The 19,346-nt window shown below is 64.8% G+C and carries 16 protein-coding genes and 4 pseudogenes; 11 read left to right on the forward strand and 9 right to left on the reverse strand.

The window, feature by feature from the left end:
• Nucleotides 1–2 precede the first annotated feature (2 nt).
• Both ACSJDS_RS12270 and ACSJDS_RS12275 read right to left on the reverse strand, forming a co-directional pair.
• Nucleotides 3–783 (reverse strand): annotated as a pseudogene (locus ACSJDS_RS12270) (alpha/beta fold hydrolase).
• Nucleotides 784–991: 208 nt separating this feature from the next.
• Nucleotides 992–2,902, reverse strand: coding sequence for a propionyl-CoA synthetase (locus tag ACSJDS_RS12275; RefSeq protein ID WP_473033524.1), 1,911 nt, complete (start codon nucleotides 2,900–2,902; stop codon nucleotides 992–994).
• A 348-nt stretch (nucleotides 2,903–3,250) separates the two neighbouring features.
• Between ACSJDS_RS12275 and ACSJDS_RS12280 the strand changes: the two genes are divergently transcribed.
• Nucleotides 3,251–3,571, forward strand: a complete 321-nt coding sequence (locus ACSJDS_RS12280; protein ID WP_473033526.1) for an ArsR/SmtB family transcription factor — start codon at nucleotides 3,251–3,253, stop codon at nucleotides 3,569–3,571.
• 3 nt (nucleotides 3,572–3,574) lie between these two features.
• Here the strand turns inward: ACSJDS_RS12280 and sohB are convergent, their stop codons facing one another.
• Nucleotides 3,575–4,618: a protease SohB gene (gene sohB / locus ACSJDS_RS12285; protein WP_473033528.1), complete on the reverse strand. Its 1,044-nt coding sequence runs from the start codon at nucleotides 4,616–4,618 to the stop codon at nucleotides 3,575–3,577.
• Between the two features lie 160 nt (nucleotides 4,619–4,778).
• Here sohB and ACSJDS_RS12290 point away from each other — a divergent pair, with 160 nt between their 5' ends.
• Entirely contained in the window at nucleotides 4,779–5,090 is a 312-nt protein-coding gene (locus tag ACSJDS_RS12290; protein ID WP_473033529.1) for an SCP2 sterol-binding domain-containing protein, read from the forward strand.
• Between the two features lie 46 nt (nucleotides 5,091–5,136).
• Here the strand turns inward: ACSJDS_RS12290 and nudC are convergent, their stop codons facing one another.
• Genes nudC through ACSJDS_RS12310 form a run of 4 tightly spaced genes read right to left on the reverse strand, consistent with a single transcriptional unit; the run spans nucleotide 5,137 to nucleotide 7,986 of the window.
• Entirely contained in the window at nucleotides 5,137–5,922 is a 786-nt protein-coding gene (gene nudC, locus ACSJDS_RS12295; protein WP_473033531.1) for an NAD(+) diphosphatase, read from the reverse strand.
• A gap of 5 nt (nucleotides 5,923–5,927) precedes the next feature.
• A complete protein-coding gene (gene dnaQ, locus ACSJDS_RS12300; RefSeq protein WP_473033533.1) occupies nucleotides 5,928–6,683 on the reverse strand; it encodes a DNA polymerase III subunit epsilon in 756 nt (251 codons plus the stop codon).
• A 51-nt stretch (nucleotides 6,684–6,734) separates the two neighbouring features.
• Nucleotides 6,735–7,220 carry a ribonuclease HI gene (gene rnhA / locus ACSJDS_RS12305; protein ID WP_473033534.1) on the reverse strand — a complete coding sequence of 162 codons (486 nt, stop codon included), beginning with the start codon at nucleotides 7,218–7,220 and terminating at the stop codon, nucleotides 6,735–6,737.
• The gene (locus tag ACSJDS_RS12310) at nucleotides 7,198–7,986 is read right to left on the reverse strand and encodes a methyltransferase domain-containing protein (protein ID WP_473033535.1); all 789 of its coding nucleotides are present in this window, start codon (nucleotides 7,984–7,986) and stop codon (nucleotides 7,198–7,200) included. The genes rnhA and ACSJDS_RS12310 overlap by 23 nt, the downstream gene beginning before the upstream one ends.
• A 175-nt stretch (nucleotides 7,987–8,161) precedes the next feature.
• On the opposite strand from ACSJDS_RS12310, the pseudogene gloB reads away from it, so the two are divergent.
• The 6 genes and pseudogenes from gloB to ACSJDS_RS12340 all read left to right on the forward strand — a co-directional run bounded on the left by gloB (nucleotide 8,162) and on the right by ACSJDS_RS12340 (nucleotide 15,875).
• A pseudogene (gene gloB, locus ACSJDS_RS12315) lies at nucleotides 8,162–8,928 on the forward strand (hydroxyacylglutathione hydrolase).
• Nucleotides 8,929–8,999: 71 nt separating this feature from the next.
• Nucleotides 9,000–10,157: a transglycosylase SLT domain-containing protein gene (locus tag ACSJDS_RS12320; protein WP_473033536.1), complete on the forward strand. Its 1,158-nt coding sequence runs from the start codon at nucleotides 9,000–9,002 to the stop codon at nucleotides 10,155–10,157.
• A gap of 447 nt (nucleotides 10,158–10,604) precedes the next feature.
• Nucleotides 10,605–12,100: pseudogene (locus tag ACSJDS_RS12325) on the forward strand (extracellular solute-binding protein).
• A 27-nt stretch (nucleotides 12,101–12,127) separates the two neighbouring features.
• On the forward strand, nucleotides 12,128–13,201 hold the full coding sequence (locus tag ACSJDS_RS12330) for a microcin C ABC transporter permease YejB (protein WP_473033537.1): 1,074 nt from the start codon (nucleotides 12,128–12,130) through the stop codon (nucleotides 13,199–13,201).
• A 4-nt stretch (nucleotides 13,202–13,205) separates the two neighbouring features.
• Nucleotides 13,206–14,284: pseudogene (locus ACSJDS_RS12335) on the forward strand (ABC transporter permease).
• Between the two features lies 1 nt (nucleotide 14,285).
• Nucleotides 14,286–15,875, forward strand: a complete 1,590-nt coding sequence (locus ACSJDS_RS12340) for an ABC transporter ATP-binding protein (RefSeq protein WP_473035026.1) — start codon at nucleotides 14,286–14,288, stop codon at nucleotides 15,873–15,875.
• A gap of 77 nt (nucleotides 15,876–15,952) precedes the next feature.
• Here the strand turns inward: ACSJDS_RS12340 and ACSJDS_RS12345 are convergent, their stop codons facing one another.
• Nucleotides 15,953–16,651, reverse strand: a complete 699-nt coding sequence (locus ACSJDS_RS12345) for a pseudouridine synthase (RefSeq protein WP_473033538.1) — start codon at nucleotides 16,649–16,651, stop codon at nucleotides 15,953–15,955.
• Complete coding sequence (locus tag ACSJDS_RS12350; RefSeq protein WP_473033539.1) at nucleotides 16,651–17,466, reverse strand: amidohydrolase; 816 nt, start codon at nucleotides 17,464–17,466, stop codon at nucleotides 16,651–16,653. The genes ACSJDS_RS12345 and ACSJDS_RS12350 overlap by 1 nt, the downstream gene beginning before the upstream one ends.
• A gap of 182 nt (nucleotides 17,467–17,648) precedes the next feature.
• On the opposite strand from ACSJDS_RS12350, the gene rarD reads away from it, so the two are divergent.
• From rarD to ACSJDS_RS12365, 3 genes are read left to right on the forward strand one after another with little or no spacing between them, the layout of a single operon-like run.
• Nucleotides 17,649–18,566: an EamA family transporter RarD gene (gene rarD / locus ACSJDS_RS12355; RefSeq protein ID WP_473033541.1), complete on the forward strand. Its 918-nt coding sequence runs from the start codon at nucleotides 17,649–17,651 to the stop codon at nucleotides 18,564–18,566.
• Nucleotides 18,567–18,587: 21 nt separating this feature from the next.
• Nucleotides 18,588–18,809 (forward strand): hypothetical protein, encoded by a 222-nt coding sequence (locus ACSJDS_RS12360; RefSeq protein ID WP_473033542.1) that lies wholly within the window; start codon nucleotides 18,588–18,590, stop codon nucleotides 18,807–18,809.
• Nucleotides 18,766–19,266 (forward strand): FAD-dependent oxidoreductase, encoded by a 501-nt coding sequence (locus tag ACSJDS_RS12365; RefSeq protein WP_473033543.1) that lies wholly within the window; start codon nucleotides 18,766–18,768, stop codon nucleotides 19,264–19,266. Before ACSJDS_RS12360 ends, ACSJDS_RS12365 begins: the two co-directional genes overlap by 44 nt.
• Nucleotides 19,267–19,346 lie beyond the last annotated feature (80 nt).

A 19,346-nucleotide genomic window follows, 5' to 3' on the forward strand; every position in this document is an offset into this window, starting at 1 on the left:
CGCTATGCCGACAGGCTGGCAAGAAAATCGTTTACTGCCGCCTGGAAGGCGTCGGGCTGCTCGGCGTGCAGCCAGTGCCCCGCCGTTTCGAGGGTGACCACCTGGGCCTGGGGCAGCCGCGCGTAGAGAGCCGGCAGCATCTCCTCGGTCACATAGGCGGATCGGCCGCCCCGCAGGACCAGCGTGGGTCCCTCGAAGCTCCCTTCGCCCGGCGGTGCCTGCATGATATCCGGATAGCCCGCCTCGATCTGGTCCAGCCCCAGGCGCGGCGTCAACCTACCTGCCTCGTCTCGCTCCAGGTTGGTAGCCAGAAACAGCCGAGTTGCCCGGTCCTCGACATGCTCGGCCAACAGCGCATCGGCTTCGCGCCGGTTGGCGGGACGCCCGCTCTCCACGCGCCGCAGGCCGGCGAACACCGCATCGTGGCCGTGACCGTAGGCCACGGGGGCAATATCGGCGACGATCAGCGAGGCGACCCGCTCGGGCGCCTGCTGCGCCAGGCTGATCGCTACCTTGCCACCCATCGAGTGACCCAGCAGGTGGGCGCGCTCGATCCCTAGCCGATCCATCAAGCCTAGTAGATCGTCTGCCATCTCCTCGTAGCGCATGCCAGCGACGTGGGGGAGCGGCCGTGATTGCGAAGGTCCACTGCCACAACGCGCCGATCCGCCTGCCACTGCTTGACATGAGAGCGCCAGTTGTCGGCGCTGCCCAGCAGGCCATGCACCACCAGCAGTGGCGTTCCGCTCCCCCGGTATCAAGATAATTGAGATCGACGGTCATCGAGACTCCCATCATAGCGTTGGTCGGTCAGGCGAGCAGCGTCTGGCGCTTGCCCGAAAAGAGGCGAGAATTATACGCCGTTGCCCTGCGCGCTGACCAATGCCCACCGATCTCATGCGCGGAAGGCCAGCCAACGGGGCTCACAAACGCCAGGACGCCGCCCCGTGGGCGGCGTCCTGGCGTTATCGCGCGTCGTTGGCTCGTCGGATCAGACCTGGCGGGCCTCGTGGGCAGCACCCACGGAGCGCTCCTTCATGGCGTCATGCACGTCCTGCAAGCTGGCCGGATCGTCGATGGTGGACGGTACGCCGTACTCCTTGCCGTCGGCGATGGTGCGCAGCAGTTTGCGTAGGATCTTGCCCGAGCGGGTCTTGGGAAGCCGGTTGACCACCAGCACCTGCTTGAAACAGGCGATGGGGCCGATCTTGTCGCGCACCAGGGCGATCAGTGCCTCTTCCAACGCCACCTCGTCGCCGTCGAAGCCGTCTTTGGGGATTACCAGGCCCACCGGCAGCTGCCCCTTGAGGGCGTCATGGATACCGATCACCGCACATTCGGCGACCGCCGGGTGGGCACCGACCACCTCTTCCATTTCACCGGTGGAGAGTCGATGACCGGCGATGTTAATGACATCGTCGGTACGCCCCATGATGAAGAGATAGCCGTCTTCGTCGAAGTAGCCGCCGTCGCCGGTCAGATAATAGCCCGGAAACGCCGCCATGTAGGCACTGTGGAAGCGCTGGGGGTCTCCCCAGACACCCACCAGGCAGCCGGGAGGCATCGGCTGCTGGATCACCACGCTGCCTTGCTCCATCGGCTTGGCCGGCTCGCCGTCGCGATTGAGGATCTGAACGTTAAAGCCGGGGACCGGCACCGTCGCTGAGCCGGCCTTGGTCGGCATGGGCTCTAGGCCCTGCAAGTTGGCAGCAATCGGCCAGCCGGTCTCGGTCTGCCACCAGTGATCGATCACCGGCACGTCCAGCAGATCGTCTAGCCAGTGGAAGGTTGGCGGGTCGAGGCGCTCGCCGGCCAGGAACAGCGCCTTGAGGCAGGAGATATCATACTGCTGCAGCAGCTTGCCGTCCGGATCCTCCTTCTTGATGGCGCGAAAGGCGGTCGGCGCGGTGAAGAAGCTCTTGACCTGGTACTCGTTGATCAGTCGCCAGAAGGCGCCGGCATCCGGCGTCTTCACCGGCTTGCCCTCATAGACCACGGTGGTACAGCCGCGCAGCAGCGGCGCATAAACGATATAGGAGTGGCCCACGACCCAGCCCACGTCTGAGGCGGAGAAGAACACCTCACCAGGCGCGACATCGTAGATCGCCTCCATCGAATAGTGCAGCGCCACCGCATAGCCCCCGGTGTCGCGCACCACGCCTTTGGGCTTGCCGGTGGTCCCCGAGGTGTAGAGCACGTAGAGCGGATCGCTGCCCTTGACCGGCACGCAGTCGGCCGGCTCGGCGGTCTCCATCAGCGTCGCCCAGTCATGATCGCGTGAGCCGAGCTCGGCGGTCAGCTGCTCTCGCTGCAGGATCACACAGGCCTCGGGCTTGTGCTCGCTCTGCTCGATGGCGGCATCGATGATCGGCTTATAGGGAATGACCCTGTCGATCTCGATCCCGCAGGAGGCAGCCACGACGGCCTTGGGCTGCGCATCGTCGATGCGCACCGCCAGCTCATGGGGCGCGAAGCCACCGAATACCACGGAATGGACGGCCCCCAGGCGGGCACAGGCGTACATGGCCATCAGCGCTTCCGGGACCATCGGCATGTAGATGACCACGCGGTCCCCCTTCTCGACGCCCAGCCCCTTCAGCGCTCCGGCAAAGCGCGCGACCTGGTCGCGCATCTCGCGGTAGCTGACGGTGCGCTTGCTGTTCGTCACCGGGGAGTCCCAGAAAATGGCGGGCTGGTCGCCGCGACCCTGCTCCACGTGGTGGTCGAGAGCGGCGTGACAGATATTGAGCTCGCCGTCGACGAACCAGCGGGCATGCTGCTGTTCATCATAGTCAAGGATGGTCTTGGGCGGCGTGAACCAGGGAATCCGGCTTGCCTGCTCTTCCCAGAATGACTCGGGCTGAGTGATAGAGTGCTGAAATTCTGATGAGTAATTGGTCATGAGTGTCCTGTCCGGCGTCAAGTTGCTGCGGTGATTGTTGACACTCTAGAGATTTTTCCGGGATTTTCCCTCATACCATCGGCTAATTTGGGGGTCAAAATAGCAGAGCCTGCGCACATTGTTGACAACACTCAAGCCATTAGCGGCCGATCCCGGGTGAGAATGCGTTGATTCGACGTTTGACAGCCGCCGCTCCACTATCAATGATGACTAAATGAGTAAGCCATGAGCGTTGCCTCCCGGAGATGGCGTACCGACGAGGCGTGTCACGGGCTCAGGGGAACTGCCCGCCGTCGCCCGCCCCGCTTTCGCCATAAGCATCCGGGCAACCAATACGGGGAAACCATCATGAGCACCTCAGCGAGCGCCGCCGCCCGACTCCTGGAGGCTGGCGATGGCGCCATCGACCAGGCCACCGCCCTGCTCAAGGCACTGGCCAACGAAAACCGGCTGCGCATTCTCTGCCTGCTGGACGGCAGGGAGCTGTCGGTCACCGAACTCAACCGGCGGTTGTCGTTGAGTCAGTCGGCGCTGTCGCAACACCTGGCGATTCTGCGTCGTGAAGGGCTCGTCACCACGCGGCGCGCCTCCCAGACCATCTACTACTCTCTGCAGGGCGAGCAGGCCGGCCAGATGGTGGAGGCGCTGACCCACCTGCAGCAACTGTAGCGGTCAGCGTCGCTCCCAGCGTCCGGCATCCAGGCGCTCCAGCAGGCGCTCGATGCCCCGCTCGACGGCGGTGGAGAGTGAGAGGCCCAGCCGCTCCCCTATCGGCCGGCGAGACTCGAGCGTGACACTCACCACTCTCGCCTCTTCCATGCGCGAGACCAAATAGGCCTCGCAGGTGCCCAGGGCGTCGATCAACCCCTTGCCGAGGGCATCGCGGCCGTACCATATCTCGCCTGTGGCAATCGCCTCGATATCCAGGTTGGGGCGGCGCTCTGCGACATGCGCCTTGAACAGTTCATGGGTGTTTTCCAGGTCCGCCATGAACTTTTCGCGCCCCTCCTCGGTATTTTCGCCGAAGATCGTCAGGGTGCGCTTGTACTCGCCGGCGGTGAGCAGCTCCACGTCGATGTCATGACGTTTCAGCAGGCGGTGCACATTGGGCAGCTGAGCCACCACCCCGATCGAGCCCAGTACGGCGAAGGGTGCCGCCCTCAGGTGATCGGCGGCACAGGCCATCATGTAACCGCCGCTGGCGGCCACCTTGTCGACGCACACCGTGGTCGTCAGGCCGGCCTCCCGCAGGCGGTCCATCTGGGCAGCGGCGAGACCGTAAGCGTGGACCAGCCCTCCTGCCGATTCCAGCCGTACCACGACCTCGTCACCCTCCTCGGCTGCCGCCGTCACGGCAGAAATTTCCTCGGCCAGGCGCCCTGCCCCGCTGGCCTTCAGATCGCCGCGAAACTCCAGCACCCACACCGTCGGACGGGGCGTCTTCTCCTGCTGGTGGCGTCCACGGCGTCCGTCGGACTTGTCGCTGCGGCGAAACGCCTTGAGCAGGCGCTTGCGGGCGCCAGGCTCAGATGCCGCCAGCGCCAGGCGACGGCGCCGATACTCGCGGCTGTGATTGAGCTCCTCCAGCCGTAGCCGCATGCGCTCGCCCCCCTCGCCGCGCGCTCGAGCAATCACCGCCACTACCAGCCCCGCCACCAGCGCCAACAGCATCAGCTGGACCAAGAAGGTTCCGATATCCATCAGCCAATCGTTCACCTTGATTCCCCCGCTTCCCTGAAGATGCCATCATCCTGCCCCCGGCTGTCGGCCGGCACAATGGCCTTGATTGAAACAGTCGTTTGAAATATGCTCGGCAGGGTTCGGGCCCTGACGTGCCAAGCCCCGCCTACCCCCTTTTCATAGAGGAAAGCCGCACATGTCCAGCACCACCCTTGAAAAGCTGCAAGACCGCTTCGATGCCCAGGCCGCCGAAGGCATGGACGACGTCTTCCAATTCCACTTCAGCGATGCCGGTAGCCACTATCTGGTGGTCAAGGACGGTAGCCTGGCGATCGAGGAAGGCGAGCATGAAGACCCCAGTGTCACCCTGAGCCTGAGCACCGACACCCTGAAAGGCGTGATGAACGGACAGATCAACGGCATGACCGCCTTCATGACCGGCAAGCTCAAGGCCACCGGCAACGTCATGCTGGCCACCAAGCTCACCAGCCTCTTCCCGGCACGCTGAGGGCAAAGGCAAGGGGCGTGCTCGGCTCTGCGGGCCGCCCCGTGGCTTACCCAGGTGATTCAGTGCCCCCGCTCACCTCCGCGAGGTGAGTCTCGATCAGCGCGCGTGAGATCGAATAGAGGGGAGGCAGCTGGGGAAGCTGCCGTGGGCTGAACCAGGCAGCATCGGCGATCTCCACCCCATCGATGCGAATCCGGCGCGTGGCGGCTTCGGCGAAATAGCCCAGCATCAGCGAATGGGGAAAGGGCCATGCCTGACTACGGTAGTAGCGTAGCCGTCCCACCGTCAGGCCTACCTCCTCGAAGATCTCGCGCCGCACGGCATCCTCGGCCGACTCGCCCGGCTCAATGAACCCTGCCAGCGTGGAATAGCGTCCCGGCGGGAAGCGCGGGCTTCTCGCCAGCAGCAGAGAGTCTCCATGGGTCACCAGGGTAATGATGCATGGCGATATTCGCGGGTAGTTGCGATGGCCACAGCGCCGGCAGTGCATGGCAAACTCGGCATCCAGCGGGGATGCCGGAGCGCCGCAGCGGCCGCAGTAGCGGTGATCGTTGAGCCAAGCGGCGACCTGCAGCGCCGTGGAGAGCAGCGGGAACCACGACTCTGCCAGCAGCGACAGCCAGCGACGGCCATCCGGCCAGCTCGGCTCCGGCTCGTCCTCCAGGGCCAGGGCAACGGGCGTCTCGTGCCAGTAGCACAGCGGCTGTAGTGCTTCGCCCCAGCGCTGCTCGGGCTGAAGCGGTGAACCGTCAGGCCCCGGCGCGATTCGCCCCTGGGCGATACGAATCACCCGACCCATTCCCCCCGAAGGCGGCAGTTCACGACGCAACATGGCGCTTAATGCCCCTTGCTGGCGAATAGCGCCTCGAGATCATCCCAACAGCAATGGCCCGCTGCCTCGCGGATCTGCTCCAGCTTCGCACGATGGGCGGCCCACTCATCATCGGCAGGTTGCTGGATACGCAGACTGCCGGGAGACAGAGAGAGCCGACGAATGGCCAGGCCGCCGCTCTGGACTTGCTCATCGCCCGCGTGCTCTGCGTCCAGCGTCAGGGCGGTCTGCCCGCCGGTCATGGCCAGATAGACCTCGGCGAGAATCTCGGCATCGAGCAGTGCACCGTGCAGGACCCGGCGACCGTTGTCGATCTCGTAGCGCTTGCACAGGGCGTCGAGATTGTTGCGTTGGCCCGGATGCCGGTCGCGGGCCAGCTTCAGGGTATCCAGAATCCGGCAGTGCTCGGCCACCGGGCCCAGTCGCGGCTCCCCGCGCTTGGCCTGCAGCAGCGTGAATTCATGGTCGATGAAGCCGACGTCGAAGGCGGCATTGTGAATGACCAGCTCGGCACCGCGGATGTACTCCCAGAACGCATCGGCGATCTCAGCGAAACGCGGTTCGTCGGCGACCCGTTCATTGGTAATGCCGTGCACCCCGACGGCTTCGGCCTCGATCTCTCGCTCCGGGTTGATGTACTGATGGTAGTTGTTACCGGTAAGACGGCGGTTGACCAGCTCCACCGCACCGATCTCGATCAGTCGATGGCCCTCTCGAGGGTCGATGCCGGTGGTTTCCGTATCCAGGACGATCTGGCGCATTGGCTCGCTCGTGAATCAGGTGGCTCGAAAATCGGGAAAGGGAAGCGCCGACTACTCGACGGCGGCACGGGTAGTGGCACGATGGGCATCGATGGCCTCGTTGGCCAAGGCGTCGGCACGCTCGTTGCCCGGATGGCCGCTATGCCCCTTGACCCAGTGCCATTGAACCCGGTGGCGCTGGGTTTCGGCCAGCAGTTCCCGCCACAGCTCGGCATTCTTGACCGGTTGGCGGGCCGCGGTCTTCCAGCCGCGCTTGATCCAGCCGTGAATCCATTCGGTGATACCCTTGCGCAGGTACTCGGAGTCGGTCCACAGCTCCACCTCGCATTCGCGCTTCAGCTCACGCAGCGCCATGATCGCCGCCATTAGCTCCATGCGATTGTTGGTGGTGTTGGGCTCGAATCCGTTCAGGGTTTTCTCATGGCGACCGCTGCTGAGCACCGCTCCCCAGCCGCCCGGCCCTGGATTGCCGCGGCAGGCGCCATCGGTATAGACAGTGACCCGCGGCAGCGGGTCACTCTGACGGGATTCGTTCAACCTCGGTCGTCCTTTCGCTTTGTCGTCCAACGCGGGTGGCGTGGCCCAGCGCAGCGCCACCGAGCGCGCCACCCAGCCGCAGGCGTGGTTTCTGTGTCTGCACCAGCCGCGAACGGCGCCGGGCACGGATGATATAGCTGTCGCCCAGCGGGACATTGTGTCGGCGCCCCAAGGTCTCCAGCGCGGCATTGCGCGGCAGGCTGCCGGGCAGATGAAATCCGCAATAGTCTACCCGCTCGATCTGGAAGTCGACAAACGCCAGCCAGTCACGCAGACGCCCCGGCGTCCGCCATTCACCCCGCCAGGGCAGGCGTCGACGGCGCCCCGGCAGGGCGCGCGCCAGGCCAGCCGTTCCCAGGGGCGCCCAACCGAAGATTATCAGGCTGCCATCCGCGGCGGTGACACGCGCCGCCTCATGAAGCAGGCGATGAGGATTGGGCAGGATCTCCAACAGGTGATGGAGCACCACCAGGTGCAGGCATTCGTCGGGCAGCGGCAGAGCCTCGGGGGACAAACCAGAGCTGGCAGGGCCTTCGGCCAGCTCAGCAGTCGGCGCCCAGCGCAGGCGGTGGCGTATCGGACACATGTCGATCAGCGTAGGCGCCATGCCAAGCTCCAGGCTGTGTCCACCATGCAGCTGCTCACAGACCGGACCGAGGCAAGCGCGCTCGGTACGCCAGTGGGCACAGCCATCCTCCGTCGCCCAATAGCGGCGCCCCTCGCGAAACAGGCGCGCCAGTGCAGTCGCATCGTGCGCGTTTGACATTGTCTACCAGACCCTCCAAGATACTCGGTTTTGCAGGCCAATAGCATCATATTGGCAGCACTCAGCCGCCTGGCCGACAGCTCCTCGAGCCCGTCCCTTGAGTTAACCGCTAGGCGACGGCCTGGAGCGAGCGCCCTGCTCCTGCGGTGCCCGACGCGACGAGGACACACTGCCCATGCTGAGCGTGACACCGATTCCCGCTTTTGGCGACAACTATATCTGGCTACTCCGTCAGGATACGAACACCGAGGTCTGCGTCGTGGACCCGGGTGACGCGGACCCGGTGATCGAGATGCTGGAACGCGAGAATCTCACCCTGGGCAGCGTCTTGATTACTCACCATCACCAGGATCATGTCGGTGGTCTGCCCGAACTGATACGCCGCTACTCGCCGCGGGTCATCGGCCCTCACAATCCCAGTATCGAGGGGATCGACGAGCGTGTCGGCGAAGGCGACACCTGCCGGGTCATGGGTCGTCGCTTCGAGATAATGGAAGTGCCGGGCCACACCCTTGACCATATCGCCTTCTTTACGGCGGGCATCCCGCCGCTGCTGTTCTGCGGCGACACGCTGTTTTCCGGCGGCTGTGGCCGACTGTTCGAAGGCACGCCTGAACAGATGTACCGCTCGCTGCAGCGTCTCGCCGACTTGCCAGACGACACTCTGGTATTCGCCGCCCACGAGTACACCCTGGCCAACCTGCGTTTCGCCAGCGCCGCGGATCCTCGTAACCCGGATGTGGCCACGGCGATCGCCAACACCGAGCGCGCCAGGGAACTCGACCGCCCCACCCTGCCCAGCCACCTGGGCGTGAGCGGCGTATCAATCCCTTCCTGCGCTGTGCCGAGCCCGAGGTGCGAAGCGCCGCAGCGGCTCACGGCGACACCGACACCGACCAGGCGACCTTCGCAACCCTGCGCGCCTGGAAAGACCGTTTCTGAACCACGATCCCGGACGCCGCGACGAGGAATCGGCCAGCCCGACCTCGTCCCTGCGGCCAGGAGGAGAACGCATGACCTATCGAACGGCACGGCGCCGAGCCATCGGCCTGGCCAGCAGTATCGCCCTGATCGGCGCCTTGGCGGCAGCCGGCACATCCAGTCAGGCTGCCACTCGGGCCACCGCCACCCCTCCGGCTCAGCTGCATTTCTGGGACGCTCTCGAGCTGCAGCCGGCCTCGGGCAACACCTGGGACAGGCTGCGTGACAACCTGGCGTGGCAGGAGAGGGCCCACGACGAACGGGTTCAACGCTGGATCGATCACTACCGCGACAGCCCCCACAACGTGGTAGAGATTACCGAGCGAGCTCGCCCCTGGATGGCCTGGATCATCGAACAGGTCGAGGCGCGCGACCTGCCCGGCGAGATCGCCCTGATTCCGTTCGTCGAGAGCTCTTTCGACCCGAAAGCCCGCAGCCATCGCGGCGCCGCGGGTCTCTGGCAGTTCATGCCGGGTACCGGCGATGCATTGGGCCTGCGACGTCAGCGCGGCTATGACGGTCGCCTGGACGTCGTCGCCTCGACCCGGGCGGCGCTGGACTATATCGAACTGCAGGCCGAACAGTGGTATGACGGCGACCTGGAGCTATCGCTGGCCGCCTACAACGCGGGCGCTGGCACCGTGAACCGTGCACGGCATGCAGCGGGCGCGCGTGGCGAGTCCACCGACTATTGGCACCTGCGTCTGCCTAATGAAACCATGCAGTACGTGCCCAAGCTGCATGCCATCGCGGCAATCATTGCCGAGCCGGAAGCTTACGGTATCGAACTGCCTGACATCGATGATACCCCGGCCTTCGCCAAGATCCCGGTTGACGCTCCGCTCGACCTTGGCCAGCTAGCCCATCAGGCGGGGGTCAGCCCCAGCGAACTGGCGGCCTTGAACCCGGGCCTCACCAACGGCAGCGCCCACCCGTCGACCGCCGAGGTCGTGCTGGTACCAGCGGAGCGTGAAGAGGTGGTCCTGGCGCGCCTGTCCACCCCGGCGCCGAACGCCACACAGGGCGGGGCCGAGCAGCACCTGGTGCAGCAGGGCGACAGCCTCTCGTCCATCGCCGCTCGCTACGGCATCAGCGTCGCCGAGCTAAGGCAGCATAATGGCCTCAACGGCGACGTCATCCATGCCGGACAGACCCTCGCCGTCCCGCGCCGCAGCCTGGCATCCCGATAAGCGGGGCGGCGTCGGAAGAGGTTTACAAGCCACGGCCGGCCTGACACCTTATGGCGGTTATCGCCCGGGCTTCCGGGCCAGGAACCCCATCAAGGACGTCATCGATGACCCTAGCGCTACGCCGCCTGCTGATTGGTACCGTTGCTGGCATGACCACCGTCTTGGCACCGCTGGTGATAGCCGCCGAACCAGCGGTGCCGACGGTCCACGGTCTCGCGCTCTACGACGAACCCGCGCTCCCCACGGATTTCCCGCACTTCCCCACGTCAATCCCGATGCCCCCAAGGGGGCAGCATGACCCGGGCGGCCGTGGGCAGCAGCTTCGATTCCACCAATCCCTTCATCATTCGTGGTACGCCCGCCATTGGGCTGGGCCAGATCTACGATACCCTGCTCGAGGGCAGTCCCGATGAGCCGTTCAGCGTCTACGGGCTGCTGGCGAACGGCATGCGCCTTGACCCCGAGCGCTACTGGATCGAATTCGACCTTCGCGCCGAGGCCCGCTTCCATGATGGCAAGCCCCTGACCGCCGAGGATGTGGCCTTCAGTTTCGAGCTACTGCGCGACGAGGGGAATCCCTTCTATCGCGCCTACTATGCCGATGTGGAGGGTGTCGAAGTCTTAGACACGCACACCGTGCGTTTCACCTTCAGCAGCAATCACTCCCGGGAGCTGCCGCTGATCGTCGGCCAGCTGCCGGTGCTGCCCAAGCACTACTGGGGGGAACGGGACTTCAGCTCACCGACGCTGGCACACCACCCCGGCTCTGGCCCCTATCGCATCGGCGAGGTGGACCCGGGCGACGCATTGTCTATGAGCGCGATCCCGACTACTGGGGACGGGACCTACCGGTCAATCGCGGACGTCACAACATCGACCGCCTTATCTATGATTACTACCGGGATCGCGACATCGCCTGGGAGGCCTTCAAGGCCGGCGTCATGGACTATCGCACCGATGCCCGGGCCGCAACCTGGGCGATCGGTTACGACTTTCCGGCCTATCGCGACGGGCTGGTCCGGCGCATCACGGTGCCGGACGGCCAGCCGGCCACCATGCAGGCCTTCGTGTTCAACCTGCGCCGCGACACCTTCCAGGACCCGCGGGTTCGCGAAGCCTTGAGCCTGACCTTCGACTTTCCCTGGCTCAATGCCAACATTTTCGATGACGCCTACCAGCGTACCGAAAGCTTCTTCCAGAACTCGGACATGGCCGCCCGAGGGCTGCCAAGCGAGGACGAGCTCGCGCTGCTAGAGCCCCATCGCGATGCCCTGCCAGAGAGGTTGTTCGAGGAGCCGACCCCCATCGAGCATCCGCAGGACCTGCGCGAGCGCCTGCGACTGGCCTATGATCTGCTCCAGGACGCCGGCTATGCGGTCGAGGACGGCCGCCTGGTACACGGCGAAACGGGCCAACCCCTTAGCCTGGAAGTGCTGCTCTTCGACAGCGGCCTGGAGCGGGTGGTGCAGCCGATGCTGCGCAACATGTCGCGCCTCGGCATCCAAGGCAGCCTGCGCATCGTCGACATCAACCAGTATCTCAACCGACTACGCAGCTTCGATTTCGACATCATCACCGGCCAGTTTCCGCAATCCAACAACCCGGGCAACGAACAGCGCGAGTTCTGGACCAGCGAGTTTGCCGAGAGCCCTCAAAGCCGTAACCTGATGGGCCTCGCCGACCCGGTGGTGGACGACCTGGTCGAGCGCATGATTCGCGCCGACAGTCGAGAGGAGCTCAACACCATCGCCCGCGCCCTGGACCGGGTGCTGCTGTGGAACTTCGTGATGATTCCCCACTACCACTCCGGCGAGACCCGCATCGCGATCTGGGACAAGTTCGGCTATCCCGAACCTTTCCCAACCTACGGACTCGATCTCGCCGCCTGGTGGGTCGACGTCGAGCGTGAGGCCGAGATCAACCGTCGACTGCGTCGTCGCTGACGGGAATGCCATAAGGAAAGTGCCATCGTGAGTCGCTATGTCTTGCGCCGCCTGCTGCTGATGATTCCAACGCTGATCGGCATCATGCTGCTCAATTTCGTCATCGTTCAAGCCGCGCCGGGCGGCCCGATCGACCAGATGCTGGCCCGCTTCGAGGGCGTGGACAGCATGGCCAGCACCCGGCTCGATGCCGGCGGCGGGGACGTGGTGGTTCGTGACGAGTCTCGAGGAGCGCGCGGGGTCGACCCCCAGTTTATCGAACAGCTCGAAGCCCAGTTCGGCTTCGATCAGCCAGCCCATGTGCGCTTCGTGACCATGATGCGCGACTATGCCACCTTCGACTTCGGCAACAGCTTTTTTCGCGACCGTCCCGTCATCGACCTGATGATCGAGCGACTGCCGGTATCGATCTCGCTGGGTCTCTGGACCACCCTGCTGGTCTACCTGATCTCGATTCCACTGGGCATTCGCAAGGCCTTGCGACACGGCTCCCGGTTCGATGTCTGGACCTCGGGGCTGGTGATTGTTGGCTATGCCATTCCGGGGTTTCTGTTCGCCATCCTGCTGATCGTGCTGTTTGCCGGCGGCAGCTATTGGGATTTTTTCCCGCTGCGCGGCCTCACCTCCCCCGATTTCCATGAGCTATCGCCCTGGGGCAAGGTCAAAGACTATCTCTGGCATATCACCCTGCCGGTGGCCGCCATGACCATCGGCAGCTTTGCCACCCTGACCATGCTGACCAAGAACAGCTTTCTCGATGAGATCCACAAGCAGTACGTGCTAACCGCGCGAGCCAAGGGGGCCAGCGACCGCGGGGTGTTGTACGGCCATGTGTTCCGCAATGCCATGCTGATCATCATCGCCGGCCTGCCCGGGGCCCTGGTGACCATCTTCTTTACCGGCTCGCTGTTGATCGAGGTGATCTTCTCGCTGGAGGGACTCGGCCTGCTCGGCTTCGAGGCGGTGATGCAGCGCGACTATCCGGTCATCTTCGGCACCCTCTTCCTCTATACCCTGATCGGGCTGATCCTCAAGCTGGTCTCCGACCTGACCTATGTGTGGGTGGACCCGCGCATCGACTTCGAGACAAGGGAGTCCTGAGCCGATGGCATTTCAAGACCGCTTCTCCCCCATCACGCGGCGCCGACTGGCCGTTTTTCGCGGCAATCGTCGCGCCTGGGTCTCGCTGTGGATCTTCCTCGCCCTGTTCGGAATGAGCCTAGCGGCCGAGCTGATCGCCAACGACAAGCCACTGATCATGCACTATGACGGGGAGTGGTACGTGCCGCTGCTGGTGGACTACCCGGAAACCGAGTTTGGCGGCTTTCTGCCGACCCGTACCGACTATCACGACCCTTTATCCAGGCGCAGATCGACGAACACGGCTGGGCCCTGTGGCCACCGATTCCCTTCTCCTACCAGACCCTGGACATGCAGATGATGCGCCCCTCCCCGGCCGCCCCAGATGGCCGGCACTGGCTGGGCACCGACGATCAAGGGCGCGACGTCCTGGCGCGTGTCATCTATGGTTTTCGCCTCTCGGTGGCCTTCGCCCTGGTGCTCACCGCCGGCTCTCTGGTGATGGGCGTGGTCATTGGCGGTATCCAGGGTTATTTCGGCGGCAAGACCGACTTGATCGGCCAGCGTCTCACCGAGATCTGGTCGGGCCTGCCGGTGCTCTTCCTGCTGATCATCCTGGCCAGCCTGGTTCAGCCCGGCTTCTGGTGGCTACTCGGCATCATGCTGCTGTTCTCCTGGTTGGGGCTGGTGGATGTGGTGCGCGCCGAGTTCCTGCGTGCCCGCAACCTGGAGTATGTCAAAGCCGCGAAGGCCATGGGGTTGCCCTCCCACCTGATCATGTGGCGCCATGTGCTACCCAACGCCATGGTGGCCACCCTGACCTTTATTCCCTTTCTGTTTACCGGTGCGATAACTACCCTCACCGCCCTGGATTTCCTCGGCTTCGGGCTGCCACCGGGCTCGCCCTCGCTGGGCGAGCTGGTCGCCCAGGGAAAGAACAACCTGCACGCCCCCTGGCTCGGTATTACCGCCTTCGTCAGCCTGTCACTGATGCTCTCGCTACTGGTTTTCATCGGTGAGGGACTGCGCGACGCCTTCGATCCCCGCCATATCCAGCTGAGCGCGCCTTCCACACCGCTGCCGAGGACCCAAACGAATGCGTGACATGCCCTCTTCTCCGCTCCTCCGACTGGAGAATTTCAGCGTGGCCTTCGATCGGGCCACCGTGGTGGAGCGCCTCAGCCTGGAGGTGAGCCGCGGCGAGACCCTGGCGCTGGTGGGTGAATCCGGGTCGGGCAAATCGGTCAGCGCCCTGGGCGCCATGAACCTGCTGCCCGACAATGCGATGATCGAGGGCCAGCGCTGGCTGGGCGACACCGATCTCAATGGGTTGCGCCGCCGCGACTGGCAGGCCCTGCGCGGAGGGCGTGTCGGCTTCATCTTCCAGGAGCCGATGACCTCGCTCAATCCGCTACACACCGTGGCCAAGCAGATCGGTGAAACACTGCGCCTGCACCAGGGGCTGTCGGGGCGCGTGGCCCGCGACAGAACCCGCGAGCTGCTGGCCCAGGTGAAGCTGCCGCGCCCGGATGAGCTTTTACATGCCTGGCCTCACCAGCTCTCCGGCGGCCAGCGCCAGCGAGTGATGATCGCCATGGCCATCGCCAACGAGCCGGAGCTTTTGATCGCCGACGAGCCGACCACTGCGCTCGATGTCACCGTGCAGCAGGAGATCCTCGCCCTGCTCGACGAGCTGCGCCAGCGCTACGGCATGGGCATGCTGTTCATCACCCACGACCTTAATCTGGTACGCCGCCATGCCGACCGTGTCTGCGTGCTCTTTGGCGGCCGCGAACAGGAAGCCGGTACGGTCACCGAGGTGTTCCGCTCGCCCCGCAGCGCCTACACCCGCACCCTGATCGAGGCCGAACCGGAAGGCGAGCCAGCGCCGGTGGCAGCGTCGCGTACACTGCTTCGGGCAAACTCGCTATCGGTGAGCTTTCAACGTCCGAAGCGACTCTTTGCCAAACGCCCGCCGGCCTTCGAAGCGGTGAAGCCTCTGGAACTGACCCTGGCGCCCGGTGAAACCCTGGGGATCGTCGGCGAGTCGGGTTCCGGCAAGACGACCCTGGCCCTGGCGCTGCTGCGCCTTGCCGAGAGTCGCGGGGAGATTCATTTCGGCGATGCACGCCTCGACCGGCTAAGCGGAGGCGAGCTGCGTCGACAGAGGCACCGTTTCCAGATCGTCTTTCAGGATCCCTTCGGCTCGCTGTCACCGCGGATGCCCGTATCGGAGATCATCAGCGAAGGGCTGCGCTACCATCACCCCTCGCTGAGCGACGACGAGGTGATGCGGCGCGTTCAGGCCACGCTCAAGGAAGTCGGGCTACCGGCCAACTGCGCGGCCCGCTATCCTCATGAGTTTTCCGGCGGGCAACGCCAGCGCATCGCGGTGGCACGCGCCATCATCCTCGAGCCGGAGCTGGTAGTACTGGATGAGCCCACCTCGGCGCTGGATCGCACGGTGCAAAAGCAGCTGGTGGAGCTGCTACGGGATCTGCAGGCCCGGCGCGGACTGAGCTATCTCTTCATCAGTCACGACCTCGCCGTGGTGCGGGCCATGGCCCATCGGGTGATGGTGCTCAAGGAGGGCGAAGTGATCGAGAGCGGCGACTGTCGCGAGGTGTTGGAACGGCCGGAAAACGCCTATACGCAAGCGCTGGTGAACGCAGCGGGGCTAGTTTTGCCGCTCTGAGTTACTTATGTGGTATCGCCGCCGTAGGCAAAGCTTTGTATGAAAGCGGAAGATAACGGTATAAACCTGGGTCTGGCTTAGAATAACGCCACTTCGCTTGCGTCAAGCTCGCGCCACTCGCCGCTTGCCAACCCCCGCAACGCCAGGGGGCCGATCGCCTCACGGTGCAAGGCGGTGACACGATTGCCTATGGCGGCAAACATACGCTTGACCTGATGATACTTCCCCTCATAGAGGATCAGTTCCGCCTCGCTTGGTGAGCGCATGGTCAACTCCGCCGGGCGGGTGGGCTTCTCCTCGCCGTCGAGCTGCACCCCTTCGGCGAACCGGGTCACCGCCGTGGCCAGCGCCTCCCCCTCGAGAGGCTCTGCCAGGGTCACGCGGTACACCTTGCCGCAGCGCTTGCGCGGCGATGTCACGCGATGCGACCACTGGCCATCATCGGTGAGCAGCACCAGCCCCGAGGTATCGACATCGAGCCGCCCCACCGTCTGCAGCCGCTCTCGCTGAGGCAGCTCGATCAGGTCTCTGGCCAGCGGATAGAGCCCGCGTCGGGCGCTGCACTCCACCCCCACCGGCTTGTGGAGCATCACATAGCGCAACCCCACCAGCCTCAATCGCTCGCCGTTCCAGGTCACCCTGTTCGCTTCGTTCACCTGGGTGGCGGCCTGCTTGACGGTCTCTCCGTCGATCTGAACTTCTCCACGCTGCAGCGCCTTCTTCGCCAGGCTGCGAGTCAGGTCGGTGGTCTCGGCCAGGAAGCGATCGAGACGCATCAGAAGCCCACCCCGTCGGCCACGCTGAAGTGATCGGCATCACGCCAGGCAGGAAACTTCTCGCGGAAGGCGTCGAGGGCGTCCCGGGAGAGGGTACCGGTCTTGACGAACGGCCTGTCGGCGGGCTCGTCGATCAGCGCCTCTCCCTTGAAGTCCACCAGCATGGAGTCGCCGGCATAGGCCATGCCATTGGCATCCTCTCCAACGCGGTTGACGCCGATCACCGGGCAGAGATTTTCGATCGCCCGTGCCTGCAGCAGGATGCGCCAGGGGTGGCGGCGTGGTGCCGGCCAATTGGCCACGCACAGCAGGGCATCGTATTCGAAATGTTCGCCGGGGCCCGGCTGCTGGCGAAGCCATACCGGGAAGCGCAGGTCATAGCAGACGCTGAGCAGGATACGAAAGCCGTTGAGGGTGACGATGACGCGCTCATGCCCCATGGCGTAGCGCTCGTGCTCACCGGCCATGCGGAACAGGTGGCGCTTGTCGTAGTGCACCAGGCTGCCATCGGGGCGTGCCCAGATCAGGCGGTTGAAGTAGCTACCGTCCTCCTCTACCGCCACGCTGCCGGTCACCACGCAGCCGCGGCGACGCGCCTGCTCCTGCAGCCACGCCACGCTGCGACTCTGCGCCATGGGCTCGGCCATCTCGCGGGAGTTCATGGTGAAGCCAGTGGCGAACATCTCCGGCAGCACGATCAGGTCGGTGTCGGCCTGCCCCAGTTCGCCGAGCGTCTCTTCTAACATCCGGCAGTTGGCCTCCGGATCCTCCCAGCGCAGATCGCACTGTACCAGTGTCGTACGAAGCTCACTCATCTCGGGTCCCTTAACGCTGATTTTGGCCTTGGCGTTTAGCCAGCCTAACCCAGCGCGTCACTTTCGTCAGCCCGTCGGGAATCGACACAAGGCCTTGGATGCCCGCAGCGCCCCTGGCGTCATCGCCGGATGGCATCCGCTCCAATAGGCTGCTAAGTTATTGGCTTTTGCTCGAGTGCCCAATGACCACCCCAGCCAGTGCGGATCGCGAAACGACCCAAGGCGTGATGTTCGGCCTGGCGGCCTACATCATGTGGGGATGTTTCCCGCTGTTCTTTGCCCTGTTCGAGGGCATCCCCTCCTTTGAGATCCTGATCCACCGTGTGATCTGGTCCTGCCTGTTTCTGGTCGGCGTGATAACGCTGCTGCGCCGCTGGGGAGCGATTCACCTGGCGCTGGCCGAACCACGGCGGCTATGGCGAGTGCTCGGCTGTGCGGTGCTGATCGGCATCAACTGGGGCGTCTACATCTATGCGGTGGAGACACGTCAGGTGTTTCAGGCCAGCCTCGGCTATTTTCTGACCCCGCTGGTCAACGTGGCCCTGGGCATGCTGGTGCTGCGCGAGCGCATGGCCGGCCTGCAGCGGATCGCGGTGCTGATGGCGGCAGTGGCCATTGCCATCCAGCTAGTGCTGCTGGGCGAAGCGCCCTGGATCAGCCTGGTCCTGGCGCTCAGCTTCGGTACCTACGGTTTGATGCGCAAGCAGGTGCCACTCGACGGTCTCTCCGGCCTCTTCGTGGAAACCCTGCTGCTGCTGCCGCTGGCGCTGATGGCCCTGGCCTGGCTGTCGATGGTGGATTTGTCGCATTTCTTCACGACCCAGCAGGCCAGTCTCCTGCTGGTGGCGAGCGGGATCGTCACCGCCCTGCCCCTGTTGGCCTTTGCCGGCGCCGCCCGCCGCCTGCGACTGGCTACGCTGGGGTTTCTGATGTATCTCAACCCGACTCTGCAGTTCTTCATCGCCTTGCTGGTCTTCCGTGAGCCCCTGGAGCCCGTTCAGCTGGCGACCTTCATGCTGATCTGGCTGAGCCTGGTGCTCTACTCCTGGTCCGCCTGGCAGACTCGGAGCGGAGGCGTGCCGGCCGGCAAGGCTCGCTGACACAGCGAAGGAGAAGTCGCCTTGGCGGCCACCATGCACTACGCTCGCCTTATGGACCCCGCCACCACGGGCCTCGAGCACCGCCCCGGCATTGTGCTGGTCGGTGCCGGCCACGCCCATCTGCATGTGCTTCGCCATCGACAGCATCTGGCCAATGCCGAGGTCACCCTGGTCGACCCGGGGCTTCTGGTACTCAGGCATGGCCGCTGGGGTGCTCGGCGGGCGCCTGCTACCCGCCGATGACCGCCTGGACCCCCTGCAGCTGGCTCGTCGCTACGGTGCAAAGGCCCGTCGCGACCGCCTGGTGGGCATCGACCGCGAGGCTCGCTGCGTCCAGCTCGAGCACACCGGCTCCCTCCCCTTCAACCTGCTCTCGCTCAACCTGGGCTCCCAGGCCAGCGTCTTGGAGCCGCGCAGGCCGGGGCCAGCGGTGTGGGCCGTCAAGCCGATCCCCCAGCTCGTTCGTCTGCGACGCCGCCTGGAAGCCGATTTTCGGCTCGGCAAGGCCCCACGACTGGTGGTCGTGGGGGGCGGGGCCAGCGGCGTGGAGGTCGCCTGCAACCTGAGGAGCCTGGCACGGCGCCATCGTGTCGATGCGCCTGTCACGCTCGTCACGCGTCGCGACCGGCTCTTAGCGGGAGCCCCCAGCGCGCCGTTCACTGGCTATGGCGACACCTTGAGCGAACGGGAATCCAGGTGAGGATAGCGACCCGCGCCGTCGGCCACGCACAAGAGGGTCTGATGATCGCCCGGGAAGATACCCCAGTGGCGAAGACAGTC

Source organism: Halomonas sp. SL18_1, assembly GCF_055755715.1.